16 protein-coding genes, 1 pseudogene and 1 other annotated feature are annotated in these 20,841 nt (G+C 69.6%); of the genes and pseudogenes, 6 read left to right on the forward strand and 11 right to left on the reverse strand.

The window, feature by feature from the left end:
- Positions 1-63 precede the first annotated feature (63 nt).
- The 8 genes and pseudogenes from ACODR1_RS23925 to ACODR1_RS23960 form a co-directional block, all read right to left on the reverse strand.
- Positions 64-213, reverse strand: coding sequence for a hypothetical protein (locus tag ACODR1_RS23925; protein ID WP_488882669.1), 150 nt, complete (start codon positions 211-213; stop codon positions 64-66).
- Complete coding sequence (locus ACODR1_RS23930; protein ID WP_488882670.1) at positions 207-692, reverse strand: hypothetical protein; 486 nt, start codon at positions 690-692, stop codon at positions 207-209. Before ACODR1_RS23930 ends, ACODR1_RS23925 begins: the two co-directional genes overlap by 7 nt.
- A complete protein-coding gene (locus ACODR1_RS23935) occupies positions 689-2,101 on the reverse strand; it encodes a hypothetical protein (RefSeq protein WP_488882671.1) in 1,413 nt (470 codons plus the stop codon). Before ACODR1_RS23935 ends, ACODR1_RS23930 begins: the two co-directional genes overlap by 4 nt.
- A complete protein-coding gene (locus tag ACODR1_RS23940) occupies positions 2,098-3,693 on the reverse strand; it encodes a tetratricopeptide repeat protein (RefSeq protein WP_488882672.1) in 1,596 nt (531 codons plus the stop codon). Before ACODR1_RS23940 ends, ACODR1_RS23935 begins: the two co-directional genes overlap by 4 nt.
- A 175-nt stretch (positions 3,694-3,868) precedes the next feature.
- Complete coding sequence (locus tag ACODR1_RS23945) at positions 3,869-4,336, reverse strand: hypothetical protein (protein ID WP_488882673.1); 468 nt, start codon at positions 4,334-4,336, stop codon at positions 3,869-3,871.
- Between the two features lie 19 nt (positions 4,337-4,355).
- On the reverse strand, positions 4,356-5,576 hold the full coding sequence (locus tag ACODR1_RS23950) for an acyl-CoA dehydrogenase family protein (protein WP_488882674.1): 1,221 nt from the start codon (positions 5,574-5,576) through the stop codon (positions 4,356-4,358).
- 4 nt (positions 5,577-5,580) lie between these two features.
- Positions 5,581-5,687: pseudogene (locus ACODR1_RS23955) on the reverse strand (hypothetical protein); the annotation flags it as partial.
- Positions 5,688-5,724: 37 nt separating this feature from the next.
- Positions 5,725-6,840, reverse strand: a complete 1,116-nt coding sequence (locus ACODR1_RS23960; protein WP_488882675.1) for an acyl-CoA dehydrogenase family protein — start codon at positions 6,838-6,840, stop codon at positions 5,725-5,727.
- A gap of 142 nt (positions 6,841-6,982) precedes the next feature.
- On the opposite strand from ACODR1_RS23960, the gene ACODR1_RS23965 reads away from it, so the two are divergent.
- A complete protein-coding gene (locus ACODR1_RS23965) occupies positions 6,983-7,534 on the forward strand; it encodes a hypothetical protein (protein ID WP_488882676.1) in 552 nt (183 codons plus the stop codon).
- 110 nt (positions 7,535-7,644) lie between these two features.
- On the opposite strand, the gene ACODR1_RS23970 is transcribed toward ACODR1_RS23965, so the two are convergent.
- Together ACODR1_RS23970 and ACODR1_RS23975 are read right to left on the reverse strand one after the other, a co-directional pair.
- Positions 7,645-8,298, reverse strand: coding sequence for an OmpW/AlkL family protein (locus ACODR1_RS23970; RefSeq protein WP_488882677.1), 654 nt, complete (start codon positions 8,296-8,298; stop codon positions 7,645-7,647).
- An 82-nt stretch (positions 8,299-8,380) separates the two neighbouring features.
- Positions 8,381-9,289, reverse strand: a complete 909-nt coding sequence (locus tag ACODR1_RS23975; protein ID WP_488882678.1) for a hypothetical protein — start codon at positions 9,287-9,289, stop codon at positions 8,381-8,383.
- 101 nt (positions 9,290-9,390) lie between these two features.
- Between ACODR1_RS23975 and pepN the strand changes: the two genes are divergently transcribed.
- From pepN to ACODR1_RS23995, 4 genes are all read left to right on the forward strand, one after another.
- Entirely contained in the window at positions 9,391-11,982 is a 2,592-nt protein-coding gene (gene pepN / locus ACODR1_RS23980) for an aminopeptidase N (RefSeq protein ID WP_488882683.1), read from the forward strand.
- Between the two features lie 340 nt (positions 11,983-12,322).
- On the forward strand, positions 12,323-14,791 hold the full coding sequence (gene pleC, locus ACODR1_RS23985; RefSeq protein ID WP_488882679.1) for a cell cycle histidine kinase PleC: 2,469 nt from the start codon (positions 12,323-12,325) through the stop codon (positions 14,789-14,791).
- A gap of 87 nt (positions 14,792-14,878) precedes the next feature.
- Positions 14,879-15,631, forward strand: coding sequence for a hypothetical protein (locus ACODR1_RS23990; RefSeq protein WP_488882680.1), 753 nt, complete (start codon positions 14,879-14,881; stop codon positions 15,629-15,631).
- Between the two features lie 48 nt (positions 15,632-15,679).
- The gene (locus ACODR1_RS23995; protein WP_488882681.1) at positions 15,680-16,057 is read left to right on the forward strand and encodes a VOC family protein; all 378 of its coding nucleotides are present in this window, start codon (positions 15,680-15,682) and stop codon (positions 16,055-16,057) included.
- A gap of 50 nt (positions 16,058-16,107) precedes the next feature.
- On the opposite strand, the gene ACODR1_RS24000 is transcribed toward ACODR1_RS23995, so the two are convergent.
- A complete protein-coding gene (locus tag ACODR1_RS24000; protein WP_488882682.1) occupies positions 16,108-17,556 on the reverse strand; it encodes a SulP family inorganic anion transporter in 1,449 nt (482 codons plus the stop codon).
- A gap of 43 nt (positions 17,557-17,599) precedes the next feature.
- Positions 17,600-17,653: a sequence feature (sul1 is cis-regulatory element that is thought to sense ions involved in sulfur or methionine metabolism; They are found in Alphaproteobacteria), on the reverse strand.
- A 72-nt stretch (positions 17,654-17,725) separates the two neighbouring features.
- Here ACODR1_RS24000 and ACODR1_RS24005 point away from each other — a divergent pair.
- Positions 17,726-20,587, forward strand: coding sequence for a M14 family metallopeptidase (locus ACODR1_RS24005; protein WP_488882684.1), 2,862 nt, complete (start codon positions 17,726-17,728; stop codon positions 20,585-20,587).
- Positions 20,588-20,841 lie beyond the last annotated feature (254 nt).

Raw genomic sequence — 20,841 nt, forward strand, 5'->3', positions numbered from 1 at the left:
GCCCCTTCACAGCACCAAGCCATCACGCTCCGGCGCCGCGATCTAGATACAAGGGTTCTCTGTTCACACCTTCGGGCGGATCGCCTCGATCGGCGGCGGCGGAGGCGTGACCTCCGACGGATGCGGCGGCGGGGGTGGACGGTGGCCGTGCGGGGTCGTGCAGGCGGCCAGGACGGCGGCGGCCAGGCCCAGCAAGGCGAGACGGCTCAGCATCCGCGCGCGCCGGGGAAGATGCCCAGGCTGCCGCGGAAGCAGCGATGCTCGCCGCGCGGGTCCCAGTATTCGGTCGTGCCGTCCGAGCGCTTGATGGCCCAGCGCTCGCCGGTCTGGCCGTCGCGGCCCACCACGGCGATGTCGCCCGGCCCCCGCGAGGTGACCGCATAGCCGTCGCCGGTCAGGGCGTCGGAAGCGCAGGCTTCGGTGACGCCGGGCTTGGAGAGATCGCCTCGCAGCCCCGCCGACGAGCCGGTGCGCTGGTTGAAGGCCGAGACTTCGGTCCCGCCCTGGCCGCTGACGAACACCTGGGTTCCGGTGGCGCGGTCGTAGGTCATGACGTCGGGCGCCTGGCCGGTCAGGGGCGCGCCGCAGGGAACGCGGCCGGGCGGACGCTTGGCGGGTCCCGCCGGCTGGGCCTGGGCCGCGCCGGCGGCAAGAGCCAGGGCGAGGACGCTGGTGGCGAACAGGCGGATCATCGCGGGCTCCCTTGAGGACCAACGGGCTGGGCGCCGACCGGAGCGCCGGCGGCGGCCGAGGCCTCGTACGGATCGATGGGACCCCCGGCCAGGGCGCTGGACGGCGGTCCCGACAGCACGGCCACCGCGCCGGCCGGCCAGTAGCTGTCGTAGTCGGCGCGGGCCCGGTCGCGCGGCGTGCGGAACAGTTCCGGCGCCTCGAACCACGGACGGCAGGTCAGGGCGCCGTCGAAATAGCCGGTGACCAGGGCCTCGCAGCCGCCGGGGCGAGCGAAGACGCGGTTGTCGCGGGCGCGGATCTGGGCCCCGCTGTCGGCGAAGAGGCCCGCCCGCATCACCCCGGCGATGGCGTTGTCCGACGCGTAGACCACGCCCGAGGCCGCGTAGATGCCGACATCGGCGGCCTCGAGCCGGCCGTCCAGCACGCGCAGGTCGGCGCCCTCCAGCACCACCGCCCAGTCGCTGTCGCGGACCACGGGGCGCTGCAGGGTGGTCTCGCCGCCGCTGACGTAGATGCCTCGCGAGAAGCCGTCGGTCGCAAGGCCGTCGATCTGCACCAGCTGGTCGCGGTTGACGCCGGTCAGCACGAAGCCGGCCGAATTGCGGGTACGCGAAGAACCGCTCCAGTCGCCCAGCCGGACGACGCGGATGTCGCGCAGGCGGCTGTCGCGGCCGGTCTCGACGGCCATGCCGATGGCGGTGGCGGCCACGTCGATGTCCTGGGCCTGAAGGCTGCCCGACAGCTTGACCACCGGCGCCCGCGTGCGGCCCACGAAGGCCGTCTGGATCATCTCCACCCGGCTGTCGGCGACGTCGATGGCCGAGGCCTCGCCGTCGTAGCGGACGACCACGCCCTTCAGGGCCAGCTCGGTGGCGCGGCCGACGATGCAGGAGGCGGTTCCGCCGCGCGAGGCTTCCAGTCCCAGGTTCTGCAGCACCACGAAGGCCACGCCCGGCGCGATGCGGATGCAGGGCTGGTCGGCCGGCGCGACCAGGATCGGCCGGGTGCGCGACGGGCTGTAGTCGCGGGCGGTAATCAGCACCGAGCGGGTGACGCTGAGCGACTCGACGCAGGCGCCGCCGTTGCGCGAGACCAGGGTCAGGGTGTCGCCGTCATAGAGCCGCGCCAGCACGTCGTTCACCTCGCCCGGATAGGCGATGTCGCAGTCGACGACGGTGCGGTAAGGGCCGTAGCCGCCGCCGGGATAGTAGGGCCGGCGCGGCGGCTTGCGCTTGACGGGGCGTCGCGCGCCGCAGCCCTTCGACAGGTTGGGTTCGAGCAGCAGGCCAAAGCACGGGCGGATCTGCTGGTCGATCCTGGCGTCGGGCGAGGCCATGGCGACCTGCGGGACGCCTCCGACCAGGCCCAGGACGACGAGAACCGCCGCGAAGGCAGCGAGGCGCTTCATCGATAGTCCCTTTCAGCATCGGGGCGGGCGGCATCAGGGCGAGGCGCGTTGACGGGCACGGCGTCCACCGGGCCGGCATTGGCCGGCGCCACATAGGCGCGCGCCGCATAGGGCTGAGGCCGCTCGCCCGGACCGCGCGGCGGGCGCGAGACCTGGGCCAGCAGTTGCTGCAGCCGCCAGGCCGACGGCTTGAAGCCGGCCAGGGCCGCGTCCAGCTGGTAGACCACCGCCTTGGCGCGGTCCTGGTCGGCCACGCCCTGCAGGCCCAGCGAGAAGAAGGTCGACATGGCGTACTTGGCCTCGGGCGAGCCCTGGCGCTCGGCCTCCTCGTACCAGTGGTAGGCGCGGGCGTAGTCGCGCGGCACGCCGACGCCCTCGGAATACATCACCGCCAGCACGAGCTGGGCTTTGGACGAGCCGTTGACGGCCGCGTACTGCACCGCCCTCACCTTCTCGATCGGCGACAGCCGGCCCGTGGTCGGGCGGCCGATCGAGGCCTGGAAGGTCTGGGCGTCGTTGAGGCTCAGGAGCCGCTCGTCGAGCAGCGGCGCGGGAAGGATCCGCAGGTAGGACAGCGCCTCGCCGATGTGCACGAACGGCAGCTCGTGCAGGCGGGCCAGCGCCGCCTCCTTGGCCTCGCCGGCCGGATCGCTCTCGTCGGAATGAGGCACGCCGGAATCCGGCGAGTCCGGCGGATAGAACTCGTAAGGCGGGATCCAGCGCTTGGCCTTGGTCTCGACGAAGGTCCCGTACGAGGCCCGCTGCGGCGAGGAGCGCTCGAAGTCCTTGAGCATCACATAGGCCGAGACGTCGCCGGTCTGCACCGCCAGGTAGTTGTAGAGATAGGCGTCGATGTCGTTGCGACGGAAGAGATCCAGCGCCGCGGGCGCGCCGACATGGCGGCGATCGCCATAGGCCTCGACGGCCTGCAGGTTGTCGGACGGCTCGCCATAGGGCCCGAAATAGCCGTCGTGCATCCGCGCCAGGGTGCGATAGCCGTCTGCCCCCTGCGTCGACAGGATGTAGATCACCCGGTTCCTGACCTCTTCGCGCTCCTCGGTCGACATCCGCGACAGCTGGCGGTCGAGCGCGCCATAGGCGGCGTGGCGCTCGTAGGCGCGGCAGTCGTCGAAACGCGACAGCGCCTTGCCCGGCTTGCCGCGCGGCTCGTAGGCGGCGATCGGCGCGTAGCCGGACGGGTTGGCCAGGGCCATGGCGTACCAGGCGGCCGCCTCGACCGGATCGTCGAGGTTCTTGTCGCTGGCCCGCTGGCCCTCGTAGCGGCGGGCCAGTTCCAACTGGGCGAAGAAATCGCCGCGGAAGCCCCCCTGGCGCAGGTTACGGATCTCGATCTGCTGCTGGTTGAACTGGCCCGAGCCGCCTTGCGCCGCCTGCGGGCGCGGGCAGGCCGTGGCCCGCTTGGCGAACAGCTGCGGCGCGGAGAAGTCGCAGCCGAACAGCGGCAGCACGGCGACCGCCGCCACCGCGCCCAGCGGCACGCGGCGGATCAGCTGGCGCCTGTTTTCGAGGAGATGGACGCCCGCGCGCCTCAGCCTGCGGAGGAGCGCAACAGCATCGCCGGCTTCGTGCATCGCTCCCCCTCCAGCACGCCGTTAACCATGATCGGAACCCCGTTCATGAGCCGCCGGAAGCGAGACTGTCAAGCTCGCCGACCGACGTTCATCAACTCTTGTTTGACGTGCCTGAAATGGAACGGGTTTTGGCGGAGCAAATCCCAGAAGTCCGTGTATTTTCACAGTTTATGGTTCAGCCGCGCTCGCGCCTGACCCGCTCGACGGCCCGCAGGATGTCATCCCGATTCTTCGCCGACTTGGCCCAGGCCGGCAGCCGCGAGACGACGGTCCGGTTGCGTGGCCCGGCCGGATCGGCGGGCCGCTGCTCCACCCTGATGCGGCCCGACAGGTAGGTCTCGAGATAGTCGAGGTGCGCTTCGTTCCAGGCCACGAGGTCGCCGTGGCGGGTCACGGCGCGCAAGCGCGGCGCCAGGCCCATGAACGGGTCGATCGGCGCCCCGTTCGGGGTCTGCGGCTTGTCGCGCGTCGTCCCGCAGTCGCGGCAGACCATCCGGCGCGCGGCGGACGCCTGCACGTCCGACGGGTCACGCGGCAGGATGGCCGCATACCCGCCGCATGCGGGGCAATCGACGACCAGCCGGCCCAGAAAGTCTTCGGGCAGGCGGGCGGGAACCACCGAACGTCCGTCGCCGCCCGTCATGCCGTCCCCTCGCCCTCGTCTACCTTCCCGTCGGCATATCCTTGAACGCCACGTCCTTGTCGACCCGCACGTCGCCCGGCAGGCCCAGGACCCGTTCGGCGATGATGTTCTTGAGGATCTCGTCGGTGCCGCCGGCGATGCGTAGGCCCGGGGCCCACATCAGGCTTTGCTGGAAGGCGGCGCCGGCGGCGGCTTCGGGGCCGACGAGGACGCCGTACTCGCCCTGCATCTCGACGGCGGTGTTGGCCAGGTCCTGCAGCTGGTTGGCCGAGATGATCTTGCCGATCGAGCTTTCCGGGCCGGGCGTCTGGCCGCGCGACAGGGCGGTCATGGTGCGGAAGCGGGTGAACTTCAGGCCCTGCGAGGCGACGAACCAGTCGGCCAGCTTCTCGCGGAAGGCGTCGTTGGCCAAGGCGGGGCCATCGGCCCCAGGGAGAGCGCGGGCCAGCTCCAGCACCTCGCGGTAGTTGGGACCGGCCGAGCCGCCGACGGCCAGGCGCTCGTTCATCAGGGTGACGAGGGCCACCTGCCAGCCCTGGCCGACCTCGCCCAGGCGCTGGCTGTCCTTGACCCGCAGGTCGCTGAAATAGACCTCGTTGAACTCGCGCCCGCCCGACATCTGGTGGATGGGGCGGCATTCGACGGCCGGATCGCGCATGTCGATCCAGAACATGGTCAGGCCCTTGTGCTTGGGCACGTCGGGATCAGTCCGCGTAAGGAGAATGCCGAAATCGCTGTAGTGGGCGCCGGTGGTCCAGACCTTCTGGCCGTTGATGACCCACTCGTCGCCGTCCTTGACCGCCCGCGTGCGCAGGGCCGCGACGTCGGAGCCGCCGGCCGGTTCGGAAAACAGCTGGCACCAGATCTCCTCGCCCTTCACGGCGGGGGAAACGAAGCGCTTCTTGGTAGCGGTGTCGGAAAAGGCCATGACCGTCGGCACGCACATGCCAAGGCCGATGGTGAAGTAGCCATAGGCGACGCCGGCCTTGCCCTCCTCCTGGCCGAAGATCACCGACTCGATCGGCGTGCCGCCACCCCCGCCCACGGCCGCGGGCCAGGTGATGCAGGCGTAGCCGGCGGCGGCCTTGCGGGCCTGCCAGGCCTTGGCGGCGGCCATGTGCTCGGGCGTGTTGGCCTTGGGCTCGCCATGCTCGGCGCGGTGGGCGGCGGCGGCCTCCTGCAGCCAGGCGCGGGCCTTGTCGCGGTAGGCGGCTTCGGCGGGGGAGTCGTTGAAGTCCATGGCATCAATCTCCGTCATCCCGGACGACCTGAAAGGTCGATCCGGGACCCAGAGCCGGCGCACTGCTGTGGCCCCTGGGTCCCGGCTCTCCGCTTCGCTCCGGCCGGGATGACGAAGAAAGGCGGAGGTGAAAGTTTGGGGGCGAACGCTAAGCCGCGTTCTTCTTTTCCAGCTCGCTGACCAGCCGCTCCTTCCAGAGCCTCGGCGAGCCGGCGACCAGGGAGAGCTGCCGCGAGCGGCGGTAATAGAGGTGGCAGTCCACCTCCCAGGTGAAGCCCATGCCGCCGTGCACCTGGACGCTCTCCTTGCTGGCGAACCAGAAGGCCTCGGAGGCGGCGATGCGGGCGGCGGCGGCGGCCGTGGGCAGTTCGGAAGCGTCGTCGTTAAGGGCCCAGGCGCCGTAGTAGGCGTTGGAGCGGGCGACCTCGTTCTTGACGTACATGTCGGCCAGCTTGTGCTTGACGGCCTGGTAGCCGCCGATCACCCGGCCGAAGGCGTAGCGGCCGAGCGCATATTCCTTGGCCATCTCCAGGCAGCGGTCGGCGCCGCCCAGCTGTTCGAAGGCCAGGAGAACGGCGGCCCTGTCGAGGATCGCCTGGACGAGGTCGAAGCCCTCGCCCGCCCCGCCCAGCCGCTCGGCGGCCGCGCCGTCGAAGGTCAGGCGGGCCACGCCGCGGGTGGGGTCCAGGCTCTCCAGCGTCTCGCGCTTCACGCCGGGGGACGTCAGGTCGACCAGGAACAGGCCGGGCTTGCCGCCTTCATTGGCCAGCACGATGGCGACGTGGGCGATGTCGCCGTCGGTGACGGGGATCTTCACGCCGGAAAGCCTGCCGCCCTCCACCCGGGCCGACAGGGCCGAGGGGGTGAGCACGCCGGGGCCCTCGCTGACGGCCAGGGCGCCGATCAGCTCGCCGGCGACGACGCGGGGCAGGATGGCGGCCTGCTGGGCGGCCGTGCCGTGGGCCATGACGGCCTCGGCCAGGATGTAGACGGTGGAGGCGAAGGGGATCGGCGCGACGGCGCGGCCCAGCTCCTCGGCGATGGCGCACAGTTCGACGCGGCCAAGGCCCAGGCCCCCGTGCTCCTCGGGGATGGCCGCCCCCAGCCAGCCCTGCTCGGCCACGGCGGCCCACAGGGGCGCGTCGTAGCTCTTGGCCGGATCGTCGAGCACGCCGCGCACCACCGCGGGCGGACAGCGGCCGCCGAGGAACTTGCGGGCCTCGTCCTTGAGGAACTTCTGGTCGTCGGAATAGTCGAAATCCACGGCCGTTTTCTCCCTTGGCCGTTCTTGTCGACGGCCGTTGGAAGCGACGATGAACCACGTTTACGTGCGTGGAAAGATTGACCCGGCGTCAAGAATTTCAGGTTCTTATGGCCGCCCAGTATTTGGAGCCGTTCGAGATCCCATGGCCAAGACCGTCTATCAGCGGAACCAGAAGGTTTGGGTCGAGAGCGTCGGCGCCTGGGCGATCATCGAGAAGATCGTGCCCATCTGGGCCAAGGGCTTCGACGAGCCGGTGCGGGTGACCTACGACGTCGGCCTGGGCCGCGAGTTCCTCGCCCACGAGCTGAAGCCCGAAGACAAGATGGATCCGCAGGAAGGCGGCGTCCTGTCCAACTGGCGGGTGCTGCGGGCGCGCAACAAGTGGCAGCAGGAAAGCGACTGCCTGCACCACCCCTTCCCCGGCACCTATCCCGTGGTGGTCACCGACCCCAACGACTGGGGCGGCTGGCGTACGCCGGGGGCCGAGTACGACCGCGATCCGCGCAAGATCGAGTTCCAGGCCAGGCTGATCGCCGCCGCCCCGCGCCTGCACGCCCTGTCGCGCGAGATCATGACCCTGGTCGGCGACCATCCGGAAGACGCTCCCCCCGCCCTGCTGGCCCTGGCCCAGAAGGCAGCGGCCATCGAGCGCGAACTGCACGAGACCCCGGCGGCGGGGACGGTTGAGGGGTGAGCCAGGCGAAAACCACGCCCTTCGACAAGCTCAGGGTGAGGTTTTCTACCGCACGGCCCACAAAATGGTCCTCATCCTGAGCTTGTCGAAGGACGAGGACCACGCACCGCCTAGAACCGCCGGCCAACGCCCACCGACACCACCATCGGATCCAGGTTGACCTTCGACTTCAGGGCGCCGCCGTTGATCTTGGCGTCGGTCTCGAACCACACCTTCTTGACGTCGACATTGACGACGTAGGGGCCCTTCACGGCGATGTCGGCGCCCGCCTGCAGCGCGTAGCCGAAGCCGTCGTCGAGATCGACGGTGAAGCCGTTCTTGTCCTTGCCGCTGTAGAAGATCATGTAGTTCAGGCCCGCGCCGACATACGGATTGAACCGGGCCTTGGGCGCGAAGTGGTACTGGGCCGAGACCACCGGCGGCAGCACCCAGGTCTTGTGCACGACGACGTCGGTCCCCGGCCCCACGGCCTTGACGGTGTGCTGGGTCGTGCCGGCGATCACCTCGATGGCCAGCTTGTCGGTGAGGAAGTAAGAGACGCCCAGCGTCGGCATGACGTCGTCCTTGACGTCGGCCTTGAGGCCGCTGGCGGCGCCGGCCGCGGTAACGATCGGATCGCCCGCGTCGGGCGAGACGCTGGTGGCGCGCAGGTTGACCTGCCAGGTCCCCTTGGCGGCGGGCGTGAAGGCCTCCTGGGCGTGAGCGCCCGTGGCGGCGGCGGCGAGCGCGAGGCCGGCGATGAGGGCGAAGCGGCGGGCGGTCATGGTCTTATCCCCTTGGAGCGCGACGCATCGAGGCGTCGGAAGGGGTGATGCGCCCGCTCGCGCACCCGGACATTGATCAGCCTCAAGCCCTCGAGAAGCAGCCCTCCTTCCAGGCGCGCCAGGCCAGGAAAGCGACAGCGAGGACACAGCCGATCAGCAGTATGATCGAGGTTTCCGGACCGCCCGTCCCTTTCAGCCAGGCGATCAGCACGCCGCGCCCAGGCTCGTAGATGGAGGTCCCCGCCGGATCGTCAGTGCAGACCAGGGCATATGTGCCGATGACCGCGCCGGAGAGCGCCCCCCACCCCATCGATAGGCCCAGTCCCGGCCACAGCCGCCCGTAGCGCAGCCAGAAAAGGCCGAGAATGGCCCCGCCCAGCGCTACGTTCACCCACTGGAGAGGCGGAAGCTCCCCCACGAACGATACAAGCCAGGACGCCAGGAAGGCCGCCAGCGCCACGCCGGCGACCGGCCCGAACGCCTGGGTCGCCAGGCGTGCGCCTCCGCCCTGCACGGCCAAGCCCACTAACAAGCCCCCGAGCGCGCCGTTGCTGGAGCCGTCCAGCGCCCAACGCCAATCAACGGTCGCCGGCGACCGCCAGACCACGTCACCGCTCAAGACAAGCACGCCCATCAGCAGGCCGAAGGCCAGCACCGCCAGGATGATCCCAAACCCCAGTCCCGGGATCGCCGAAGCCGGCGCCAGTTCGGACGGCCAGCGCCTTTCGCCCAGACGAACCGCCAGGACATAGGTCCCAAGCGCGACGACCGTCGCCGCCAGGACCGCCACGGGCGTCTTGACCAGAAGGGGCTCGTAACAATCGCAGCGCGTCGCAAGTTCGACGACGACGAAGTCGCCGATGACCGACACCGCCGTCACAGCGGCGACGCCCGCGATACAGGGCGCCAGTACCAGGATGATCGTCCAGACCAGGGCCATGACCCAACGGCCCAGCGACATGCGGCCGCCTTGGGCGCGCGTTTCGGACATGGACGACGCCTCCGGTCTAGCTTCGAAACTTAACCGATAAATCGACAAGTCGCGCAACCGCCGGCCTCGCCGCCGCGCGGACGGGCGACTACATTGCGGTGATGCGCACCGAAACGCCCCAGCCGATCCGGCTTTCCGACTATCGTCCGTTCCCGTTCGAGATCGAGACGACGCAGCTGTCGTTCCAGCTGGCGCCGTCCGCCACCCGCGTCAGCGCCACGCTGAGGGTGCGCCGCACGGGCGCGGCCGGCGAGGCCCTGGCGCTGAACGGCGAGCGGCTGACGCTGAAGTCGATCGCCATAGACGGCCAGCCCCTGAGCCCCAACCAGTACGTGCTGGACGACGAGCACCTGGTGATCGCCGAGGTTCCGGACGCCTTCGAGCTGACCACGCAGGTCGAGATCGATCCGTCGGCCAACAAGGCCCTGATGGGCCTCTACATGTCGGGCGGCCGGTTCTGCACCCAGTGCGAGGCCGAGGGCTTCCGCACCATCACCTTCTTCCCCGACCGGCCAGACGTGCTCTCGCGCTACACCGTGCGGATCGAGGCCGACCAGGCGTTCGAGCACCTGCTGAGCAACGGCAACCTGATGGAGGCCGGCGAGCTGGAGGGCGGCCGCCACTACGCCGTCTGGAACGACCCCTTCCCCAAGCCGGCCTACCTGTTCGCCCTGGTGGCCGGGCGGCTGGACGTGCTGGAGGACAGCTTCGTCACCATGAGCGGCCGCACCGTGGCGCTGAAGGTGTTCGTCGACCCCGGTCAGGCCTCGCGCGCGGCCTATGCGCTGGACGCCCTCAAGCGCTCGATGAAGTGGGACGAGGAGGCGTTCGGCCGCGAGTACGATCTGGACCTCTTCATGATCGTGGCCGTGCGCGACTTCAACTTCGGGGCCATGGAGAACAAGGGGCTGAACATCTTCAACAGCTCCCTCCTGCTGGCCGAGCCGGAGACGGCGACCGACTTCGACTACGAGCGCATCGAGAGCGTGGTCGCCCACGAATACTTCCACAACTGGACCGGCAACCGCATCACCTGCCGCGACTGGTTCCAGCTGTGCCTGAAGGAAGGCCTGACGGTCTTCCGCGACCAGTCGTTCAGCGCCGACATGCGTGGCGCGGCCGTGCAGCGGATCAAGGACGTCAAGGCCCTGCGCGCCCGCCAGTTCGCCGAGGACGCCGGCCCCCTGGCCCACGCCGTGCGGCCGTCGAGCTATCTGAAGATCGACAACTTCTACACCGCGACCATCTACGAGAAGGGCGCGGAGATCATCCGCATGCTGAAGACCATCCTGGGCGCCGACGCGTTCCGGGCAGGCCTTGATCTCTATTTCGAGCGCCACGACGGCGAAGCGACCACGGTCGAGGCCTTCATCGCCTGCTTCGCGGAGGCCTCGGGCCGCGACCTGGCCAGCTTCTTTGCCTGGTACGAACAGGCCGGCACGCCGGCGGTGTCGCTGACCCACGCCTATGACGCCGCCGCCCAGGCGCTGTCGATCACCCTGAGCCAGAAGACCGCGCCGACCAGCGGCCAGCCGGTGAAGAAGGCGCTGCCGATCCCGGTGACCATCGGCCTGCTGGCCCAGGACGGCCGCTCGCTGCGCGACAGCGAGGTGGTGCTGCTGGAGGGCGAGAGCCTGACGGTGCGCTGGGAAGGCGTGGCCGAGGCCCCCGTGATCTCGGCCCTGCGCGGCTTCTCGGCCCCAGTGACCCTGACCACCGATGCGCGGAGCGCCGACGCCTACGTGCTGTTCGCCGCTGATCCGGATCTCTTCAACCGCTGGGAGGCCGGCCAGGGCCTGGCCCGAGGCCTGATCCTGGCGCGCGCCGCCGGGACGCCCGACGAGGTCGGCGAGGAGCGCTACGCCCAGGCCCTGGGCCAGGCGCTGGACGACGCCGCCGCCGACCCGGCCTTCAAGGCCCTGCTGCTGGCCCTGCCGACCGAAGGGGATCTCGCCTTGGCGGTCGAGCCCGCCGATCCGGCCGCGATCCACGAGGCTCGCGGCGCCTTGCGCGCCCGGATCGCCGTGCACCTGGGCGAGCAGTTGGCCCGTATCCACGGCGCCATGCAGGGCGACGGCGAGTTCTCGCCCGACGCGCCCTCGGCCGGCCGCCGAGCGCTGCGCAACGCCTGCGTCGACCTGCTGAGCGCCGATCCGCACGCCGACAACGTCCAGCGCATCGTCGGCCATTTCGAGGCGGCCGCGGCGCTGACCGACGCCATGGGCGGCCTGTCGGCCCTGCTGGCGGTGGGCGGCGAGCCCTGCGAGACGGCCCTGGCCGCCTTCCACGCCAGGTGGCGGCACGAGCCGCTGGTGCTGGACAAGTGGTTCTCGGTGCAGGCCCGCGATCCGTCGGAAGGCGCGCTGAAGCGGGTGCTGGCCCTGACCGAGCACGCCGACTTCGACGCCGGCAATCCCAACCGCTTCCGCGCCCTGGTGCAGGGCTTCGCCAGCGCCAACCCGGCGCGGTTCCACGACGCCAGCGGCGCGGGCTATCGCTTCCTGGCAGACCAGATCCTGGCGGTGGACGGCTTCAACCCGATGACCGCCGCCCGCCTGGTCGAACCGCTGGGCGGCTGGCGGCGCTACGTCCCGGCGCTGGGCGACCTGATGCGCCGCGAACTGGAGCGCGTGAAGGCCGCGCCGGGCCTGTCGAAGAACGTGCTGGAACTGGCGACGCGGGCGCTGGAGTAAGCCGCCGGCGGCAGCCCCCTCAGTCGCTCCGCGACAGCTCCCCCAGAGGGGGAGCATCTGGGCGCTCAAGATCCCCCCCTGGGGAGGTGGCCCGGAGGGCCGGAGGGGGTCTTACCGCGAGAGCCTGAGGTGATTCCTCCGCGCAACGGTTGCGACCAAAGCGCTCATCCCCCGCTTATTCGCCTCTCCCCCGGGTGACGGCGCATGAACGGGTACGGTAGATTCACCATGTCGGCGAACTGACTCGCCTGGGGTGCTAGAGGTTCAAGCGTTGCGAATTGGCGGGGCGAAACCCGGAAGGCCGGCCAAGGCCGGGCTTTCGGCTGCGGGCGTGGCCCGCATGCGCGCCGCCCGGTCGTCGCAGGCCTATGTCCGCATCGTCATTCTGGCCGCGCTGCTGCTGCTGGCCGTCTACACCGCCCTTGGCCTGCACAGCCTGCAGAAGGAAGCCTCCGCTCCGCCCGGCGGCGCGGGCCTGGCCGCCGAGGCCCAGATCCTTTCCGGCAAGGTCGAGACCAACCTGGCCGCCCAGCGCGCGGGCCTGTCGGCCGCCGCCGACATGCTCGAGCGCGACCCGACCTCGGCCATGGACGCGGCCGAAACGGCCCTGCGCGCCGCCGGCGGCGAGGCCATGGCCGTCGCCGTGACCACCAACGCCGAGGTGCTGGCCGTCGCAGGCCGCGACCCGTCGGCCGACTGGCGCCAGGCCGCCCGCGCCGCCGCCTCTTCGGGCCGCAGCGTCTGGGTGGGCGGCGTCGGCCGCAGCGGCCGCCTCTATGTCGCCATGGCCGCCCAGACCAGCGCCGGCCGCGGCTATGTCATCGCCGCCGGCGATCCCTCTCGCCTGCTGGGCGAAGCGGGCAAGGAGCGCTCGGTGGCGCTGTTCCTGGCCGACGGCGGCCTGCTGGTCGGGACCGGGCGCGCCGTGCAGGGCGCCGCCAGCCTCAGCCAGGCCTACACCCTTTCCGTCGAGGACCTGCAGGGCGGCGCGGCCGCCCTCACCGGTCGCGGCGTCGACGGTTCCAGCCTGGACGTGGCCTTCGAGCCCCTGGCCCAAGGCGCCGTCATCGCCGCCGTCAGCACCCCCAGCCACACCGTGGCCAATGTCGACCGCCGCGTCATGGAAGGCGCGCTGACCCTGCTGATCCCGCTGGCCGCCGGCATCGCGCTCGCCCTGATCCTGATGCTGCAGAGCCGCCGCGCCGAAAGCGCCCAGAAGGAATTCATCGACAGCGAGCAGCGCTTCCGCCTGGCCGTCGAAGCGGCCCGCTGCGGCATCTGGGAATGGGACCTCCGCTCGGACGAGGTCTACATGTCCGACGTCACCGGGGCGATGTTCGGCTGGGGCGGCGGCGGCGTGGCCCCTGGCCAGGACCTGGTCGAGCGGATCTCGGCCGACCACCGCGACCGGGTGCGCCAGGCGCTGGCCAACGCCGCCCAGTTCGGCGCCTTCGACGTCTCGTTCCGCATTCCCGCCCGCGAGCACGGCGGCCGCTCGATCTGGGTCGACGCCCGTGGCCAGGGTTTCGGCAAGCCGGGCGAGGACGGCTATTCGCGGATCATCGGCGTGGCCCTGGACGTCACCGAGGAGCGCCTGGCCCAGGCCCGCGCGCAGGCCGCCGAGAACCGCCTGCGCGACGCCATCGAGAGCGTGTCGGAGGCCTTCGTGCTCTGGGATCGCCAGGGCCGCCTGCTGATGTGCAACAGGAACTACCGCAACGTCTTCTCGCTGGAGCCCAAGCTGCTGAAGCCCGGCGCGGCCCGCGCCGAGGTCAACCGCTTCGCGGCCCTGGCCATCCGCCAGGAAATCCCCGACCCCACCGGCGCCAAGGGCGTGCGCGAGGCCGAGCTCAACGACGGCCGCTGGATCCAGATCAGCGAACGGCGCACGGCCGAGGGCGGCCTGGTCATGACCGCCGCCGACATCACCGCCATCAAGACCCAGGAAGAGGCCCGCCGCCGCAACGAGGAGCAGCTCCAGAACGCCGTCGCCGGCCTGGAGCGCAGCCAGGAACAGCTGGCCGAGCTGGCCCGCAAGTACGAGATGGAGAAGGTCAAGGCCGAGGGCGCCAACAAGGCCAAGAGCGAGTTCCTGGCCAATATGTCCCACGAGCTGCGCACGCCGCTGAACGCCATCAACGGCTTCTCCGAGATCATGATGAACGAGATGTTCGGCCCGCTCGGCGACCAGCGCTATAAGGGCTACAGCCTCGACATCCACAATTCCGGCCAGCACCTGCTGGCCCTGATCAACGACATCCTCGACATGTCGAAGATCGAGGCCGGCAAGATGGCGCTGAAGTTCGAGCCGCTGCACCTGGAGGACGTCACCGAGGACGCCGTGCGCCTGGTGCGCAACCGCGCCGAGGCCGCCGGCCTGAAGCTGGAGGTCGACTTCCCGCCCCTGCCCGAGATCGAGGCCGACTATCGCGCGGTGAAGCAGGTGCTGCTGAACCTCTTGAGCAACGCCATCAAGTTCACCCCCCGCCAGGGCCGTGTCGTCGTCCGCGCCGAGATCCGCCGCGATCCGCTGGGCGAGCGCGTGAAGGTCTCGGTCACCGACACCGGCATCGGCATCGCCGCCGAGGACCTGGCGCGCCTGGCCCGCCCGTTCGAGCAGGTTGAAAGCCAGCACTCCAAGACCACGCAAGGCACCGGCCTTGGCCTGGCGCTGACCAAGTCGCTGGTCGAGATGCACGACGGCGCGCTGGAAATGGTCTCGACCCCCGGCGACGGCACCACGGTCAGCTTCACCCTGCCGATCAGTCAGAGCAGCCCGATGCAGGTGCGCGACTACGCGGTGGCGTAGGGACGTCCTGTCGACAAAAACGACCCAACAAGCTTGACCGCTCGCGGCAACCGCTAAACTCTTGCTTGCAGCAGCAGGAGAGACTTCTTGAAAATGGTGCGTGTTCCATATGCGTGCAGGCTCGGCCTAGGCCTGGCGATTCTGGCGCTTTCGACGGCCCCCGCAGCGGCCGAAGCCGACAAGGCGAAGGCCCTCGAGGACATCACCGTTCCGCAGGGCTCGACGCTTATTCTGAACCCTGGCTTGACGCTAATAGGCCAGCTGCAGCTCGGGCCCGGCGCGCAGATCATCACCGGAGGCGCTTCGGTGCAGTTGCAGGTCCAGTTCCTGATCATCGAAGGCACGGCCGAGCTAATAGCCAACACCCCCGCGGGGCTCAACACCGGCCCAATCGAGCTGACGGTCGGCGCCGTGGCCGGCAGCGGTCTCTCGATCCTCAACGCCGGGACGCCGGGCTTGCCAGGCCCCAATGCCCCGCCTCGCGACCAATCCACCTGCGCGGCCGACGCCGCCGCCTCGGCGGGCAACCCCGGCGGGCCGGGACAGAACGGTGGTGACGCGGGCAGTGTCTCCATCTCCACCATATCGCAGTCGAACCTGGCGGCCTTCCAGGTGCTCACTGACACGAACGCCGCCGGGCAGCCTCAGGATTGCGGCGGCCACATCTGCGGGGGTTTCGGCGGTCCGGGCGGCGCGGGCGGCAGCGGTGTTCCCGTCCAGCCCGCATGCAACAGCAACGCCCTCGGACCGAACGGTCCCCCAGGCGCGGCGGGGTCGACGGGCCGCAATGCGCAGTTCAAATCCCAGATCATGCTAAGCGGGCCCGTCGCCACGCCCTAGCTTTCGCGGCAGGATTGGCTGAAAGCTTACCGCAAGGAGTGAAAGGCCATGCCCGCCGTTTCCGGAACTCCCGTCGCCTTCGTCCATGTCAGCGACCGCCAGCGCGCGCTGGACTTCTATGTCGGCAAGCTGGGTCTCGAACTGCGCAGCTCCGACCCGTTCGGCGATTTCCTGGAGGCGGGCGAGGCGCTGATCCGCCTGACCGCCCTGCCTGACTACAAGGCCGGCGCCCATCCGGTGCTGGGCTGGCACGTCGAGGACATCGAGGCCGGCGTGAAGGCGCTGACCGGCCGGGGCGTCGTCTTCACCATCTATGACGGCTTCGGCCAGGACGCCCTGGGGATCTGGACCGCTCCGGGCGGGGCGGCCAGGGTCGCCTGGTTCGCCGATCCCGACGGCAACGTGCTGAGCCTGTCCCAGGGGTGAGGCTCACCCTCTCTCTAAGCGACTAAGAGAGAGAGAGAGAGAGAGGGCTTTCAGGCGGCCCCCAACTTCTTCACCAGCGCCGCACCGGCCTGGTCCAGCCCCACGACCTCGACCGCCGCCCCCTGGCGGCGATAGCGCAGCACCACCTTGTCGAGCGCGCCGACGGCGGTGACGTCCCACAGGCGCACGGCGGTCATGTCGATCTCGACGCGCTGCGGATGGCCATGGAACTCGAAGCCGGCGGCGAACAGCTCGGCCGAGACGAAGAACAGCTGGCCCTCGACGACGTAGCGGCGCGCGGCCTCGGTGCTATCGTCCCGCTCCTTCACGACGATCATCTTGCCCACCTTGCGGGCGAAGAACAGCACGCTGAGCAGCACGCCCAGCACGACGCCCTTGGCCAGGTCGTGGGTGATGAGCACCGTCACGGTCGTGGCCAGCATGACGATGGTCGACTGCAGGGGCGTGGAGCGCAGCTTGCGCACCGAGTTCCAGTCGAAGGTGGTGAAGGCGACCATGATCATCACCGCCACCAGGGCGGCCATGGGGATCCTCGCCACCCAGTCGCGCAGCACCAGGATCAGGATCAGCAGGAACAGGCCCGCCCAGAAGGTCGACAGGCGCGAGCGGCCGCCGGACTTCACGTTGATGATCGACTGGCCGATCAGGGCGCAGCCGGCCATGCCGCCCAGCAGCGGCGAGACGATGTTGGCGATGCCCTGGCCGCGGGTCTCGCGGTCCTTGTCGGACGGGCTGTCGGTCAGGTCGTCGAGCAGGTTGGCGGTCAGCAGGCTTTCCAGCAGGCCGACGAAGGCCAGGGTCAGCGACACCGGGGCGATGATCTTCAGGGTCTCCAAAGTCAGCGGGACCGCCGGCAGGTGGAAGCCGGGCAAGGCCGTGGGCAGCTGACCCATGTCGCCGACGGTGCGCACCGGCAGGTTCAGGGCGATGGCCGCCGCGCTGAGCGCCAGGATCGCCACCAGCGACGACGGCACGGCCTTGGTCAGGCGCGGGAAGAGATAGATGATCGCCAGCCCTGCCCCCACCAGGGCGAAGGTCTGCCAGTTGCCGCCGATCAGCTGGGGCAGCTGGGCCATGAAGATCAGTATGGCCAGCGAGTTGACGAAGCCGCTCATCACCGAGCGCGAGACGAACTTCACGTAGCGGCCCAGGCGCAGCAGGCCGATGACGATCTGGATCACCCCGGTCAGCAGGCTGGCGGCGAACAGGTACTCGACGCCGTGCTCGCGCACGAGACCGCCCATCAGCAGCGACATGGCCCCGGTGGCGGCCGAGATCATCGCCGGCCGGCCGCCGACGAAGGCGATGGTCATGGCGATGACGAACGAGGCGTAGAGCGTCACGGCCGGATCGACGCCGGCGATGAAGGCGAAGGCCAGGGCCTCGGGGATCAGGGCCAGGGCGACGACCGTGCCGGCCAGCAGGTCGCGGCCAGGATTGGCGAGCCATTGCTGGCGCGTCTTGGCGAGGAAGCTCATGGGATCTGTCTTGCGTGGTGCGGCGGCGCGATCGCCCCGCGAAGGTTTCCCGAGGGATCGGCGCCCGGGGTAGCCATCCGGCGAGGCCGGATCCGTTGTGCAGCCTGCTGATGCCGCATCCGACCGCGCGGGGCAAGCACCCCGTCCGCGAACTATTTTTCCGTCGATGATGGCCCAACTTGCGGTTTCGTGCTCCGCCTGCGTCAAGCTTAGGGGGCCGGCGAAAAAGCACGCCCCGCTTTGGTGGATGGGGAGTGCGATGACGCGACACGTAGCGATGGCCGGGGCCGCCCTGGCGCTGGTGATGAGTTTCAGCGGCCAAGCGGCCTTCTCCGCGGAGATCACCCCGCCCGCCCAGGCCTTCGCCCAGGACCCGGGCAGCGACTACTTCCTGGCCGACTACACCGCCTACGAGGCCTATCTGAAGACCCTGGCCGGCCAGTCCGACCGCATGAAGCTGGTCGACATCGGCAAGTCCGAGGAAGGCCGCACCCAGTGGGTGGCGATCGTCTCCTCGCCCGCGAACCTCGCCAAGCTGGACGAATACAAGGCCGTCGCCCGCAAGCTGGCCAAGGGTGAAGTCAGCAAGGACGAGGCCGAGAAGCTGGCCGCCACCGGCAAGGCCGTGGTCTGGATCGACGCGGGCATGCACGCCACCGAGACCGTGACCTCGCAGGGCCAGATCCAGGTGCTGTACCGGATGCTGACCAAGACCGATCCCGAGACGATGCGCATTCTCGACGACGTCATCGTGCTGTTCGGTCACGACAATCCCGACGGCATGGAGCTGGTCTCGGACTGGTACATGCGCAACGCCGACCCGCAGAAGCGCGAATACAACTCGATCCCGCGCCTGTACCAAAAGTACGTCGGCCACGATAACAACCGCGACAGCTTCATGTCGCAGATGTCGGAAACCACCAACGTCAACAAGGTGCTGTTCCGCGACTGGTATCCGCAGATCATCTACAACCAGCACCAGCCGGCCCCGAACGGCATGGTGGTGTTCGTCCCGCCGTTCCGCGACCCGTTCAACTACAACTACGACCCGCTGGTCATGACCTCGCTGCAGGAAGTCGGCATGGCCATGCACAGCCGCCTGGTGGCCGAGGACAAGCCGGGCTCGGGCGCCCGCAGCGCCGCGCCCTACTCGACCTGGCACAACGGCATGGAACGCTCCATCGCCTACTTCCACAACGCCGTGGGCCTCTTGACCGAGATCACCGGTTCGCCGACGCCGATGCCGCTGAACCTGGTGCCGGACGTGCAGTTGCCCAACGGCGACCGGCCGATGCCGGCGCCGCCGCAGACCTGGCATCTGGCCCAGACGGTCGAGTACCAGTGGAGCCTGGACCGCGCGGTGATGGACTACGCCTCGCGCAACCGCGAGCGCATGCTGTTCAACATCTGGAAGATGGCCAGCAACTCGATCGCCAAAGGCTCCAAGGACAGCTGGACCATCACCCCGACCGAGATCGACGACCTGAAGGCCGCCGGCGCCAAGGTGAAGTTCGAGGGCCGCGTCACCGGCTCGCCGACCTCGGCCTCGGTGGATCCGTCGCTCTACAAGACCATCCTGCAGGCCCCGGAGAAGCGTGATCCGCGCGGCTACATCCTGACCGCCGACCAGGCCGACAAGCCAACGGTGGTGGCGTTCCTGAACGCCCTGATCAAGGCCGGCGTCGACGTGGACGAGGCCACCAAGCCCTTCACCGTGGCCGGCAAGACCTATCCGGCCGGCTCCTACGTGGTGAAGACCGCCCAGGCCTATCGCCCGCACATCCTCGACATGTTCGAGCCGCAGGACCACCCGCACGACGCCGAGTATCCGGGCGGCCCGCCCAAGGCCCCCTACGACGTCACCGGCTACACCCTGGCCTACCAGACGGGCGTGAAGTTCGACCGCGTCCTCGACGGCTTCGACGGGCCGTTCCAGCGCGTGCCCGACCTGATCGCCGTCAAGCCGGGCGCCGTGAAGGGCTCGGGCAAGGCCGGCTGGCTGATCGACCACGCGCCCAACAACGCCTTCACCCTGACCAACCGCCTGCTGAAGGCCGGCGCCCAGGTCTCGTGGCTGAAGGACGGGGCCAAGGCCGGCAAGCAAAGCTTCGGCGCGGGTGCGATCTTCGTGGCCTACTCGCCCGCCGCCGCGACCGTGATCGCCGACGGCGTGAAAGAACTGGGCATCGACGCCTGGGCGACGGGCTCCAAGCCCTCGGGCAAGGCCATCGCCCTGAAGCCGATCCGCGTCGGCCTGGTCGACGTCTACGGCGGCTCGATGCCCTCGGGCTGGAACCGCTGGATGTTCGAGAAGTTCGAGGCCCCCTTCCAGGTGGTATACCCGCAGCGCCTGGACGCCGGCGACCTGGCCAAGGACTTCGACGTCCTGGTGTTCGCCGACGGCGTGGTGCCTGCGACGCCCGGCGGTCCGTTCCGCGCCGGCCGCGGCTATCCCCAACCCAAGGCCGAGGAGATTCCCGCCGAGTACCATTCTTGGCTCGGTACGGTGACCGACGAGACCACCATCCCGCAGCTCAAGGCCTTCGCCGAGAACGGCGGCACCGTGATCGCCATCGGCGCCTCCACGCGCCTGGCCACCGCCTTCGGCGCGCCGGTCGAGGTGGCCACGGCCAAGACCGAGAACGGCAAGCTGGTGGGCCTGTCGACCAAGGAGCTCTACATCCCCGGCTCGGTGCTGCGGGCCAAGGTCGACGTCACCCAGCCGCTGGCCTACGGCATCCCGGCGGACGTGGACATCTTCTACGACCGCTCGCCGACCTTCACCCTGAAGTCGGACGCCAAGGGCGTGTCGAAGGTGTCTTGGTTCGACACCGACAAGCCGCTGCGCAGCGGCTGGGCCGTCGGCCAGGAGCGCCTGAAGGACACCACCGCGATCCTCGACGTCGACGTGGGCAAGGGCAAGCTGTTCGTCATGGGCCCGGAAATCACCCAGCGGGCGCAGTCGTACGGGACGTTCAAGTTCCTGTTCAACGGCATGCTGTACGGGCCGGCGGTCAGCGCGGGGAAGTAATTCCCAACACCGTAAAACCCCCGCGAAAGCGGGGGCCCAGGTGTTTTATCGTCGAGCGCCTCGCCTTTCAGAGAAAGCCTGGGTCCCCGCCTTCGCGGGGATTTTACGGATGACGATACGGAAAAAGCCCCGGTCGCAGGACCGGGGCTTTTCTAATGAGGAAAGACCCCCTCAGTCGCTCCGCGACAGCTCCCCCAATGGGGGAGCATCTCGAAGAGCGCCGACGCCAATAGATCCTCCCCCTCTGGGGGAGG

Source organism: Caulobacter sp. FG7, from assembly GCF_057808875.1.

Coding starts and splice junctions, on each gene's coding strand:
- ACODR1_RS23925 (WP_488882669.1), bottom strand. CDS start 213: ATGCTGAGCCGTCTCGCCTTGCTGGGCCTGGCCGCCGCCGTCCTGGCC.
- ACODR1_RS23930 (WP_488882670.1), bottom strand. CDS start 692: ATGATCCGCCTGTTCGCCACCAGCGTCCTCGCCCTGGCTCTTGCCGCC.
- ACODR1_RS23935 (WP_488882671.1), bottom strand. CDS start 2,101: ATGAAGCGCCTCGCTGCCTTCGCGGCGGTTCTCGTCGTCCTGGGCCTG.
- ACODR1_RS23940 (WP_488882672.1), bottom strand. CDS start 3,693: ATGCACGAAGCCGGCGATGCTGTTGCGCTCCTCCGCAGGCTGAGGCGC.
- ACODR1_RS23945 (WP_488882673.1), bottom strand. CDS start 4,336: ATGACGGGCGGCGACGGACGTTCGGTGGTTCCCGCCCGCCTGCCCGAA.
- ACODR1_RS23950 (WP_488882674.1), bottom strand. CDS start 5,576: ATGGACTTCAACGACTCCCCCGCCGAAGCCGCCTACCGCGACAAGGCC.
- ACODR1_RS23965 (WP_488882676.1), top strand. CDS start 6,983: ATGGCCAAGACCGTCTATCAGCGGAACCAGAAGGTTTGGGTCGAGAGC.
- ACODR1_RS23970 (WP_488882677.1), bottom strand. CDS start 8,298: ATGACCGCCCGCCGCTTCGCCCTCATCGCCGGCCTCGCGCTCGCCGCC.
- ACODR1_RS23975 (WP_488882678.1), bottom strand. CDS start 9,289: ATGTCCGAAACGCGCGCCCAAGGCGGCCGCATGTCGCTGGGCCGTTGG.
- pepN (WP_488882683.1), top strand. CDS start 9,391: ATGCGCACCGAAACGCCCCAGCCGATCCGGCTTTCCGACTATCGTCCG.
- pleC (WP_488882679.1), top strand. CDS start 12,323: ATGCGCGCCGCCCGGTCGTCGCAGGCCTATGTCCGCATCGTCATTCTG.
- ACODR1_RS23995 (WP_488882681.1), top strand. CDS start 15,680: ATGCCCGCCGTTTCCGGAACTCCCGTCGCCTTCGTCCATGTCAGCGAC.
- ACODR1_RS24000 (WP_488882682.1), bottom strand. CDS start 17,556: ATGAGCTTCCTCGCCAAGACGCGCCAGCAATGGCTCGCCAATCCTGGC.
- ACODR1_RS24005 (WP_488882684.1), top strand. CDS start 17,726: ATGGCCCAACTTGCGGTTTCGTGCTCCGCCTGCGTCAAGCTTAGGGGG.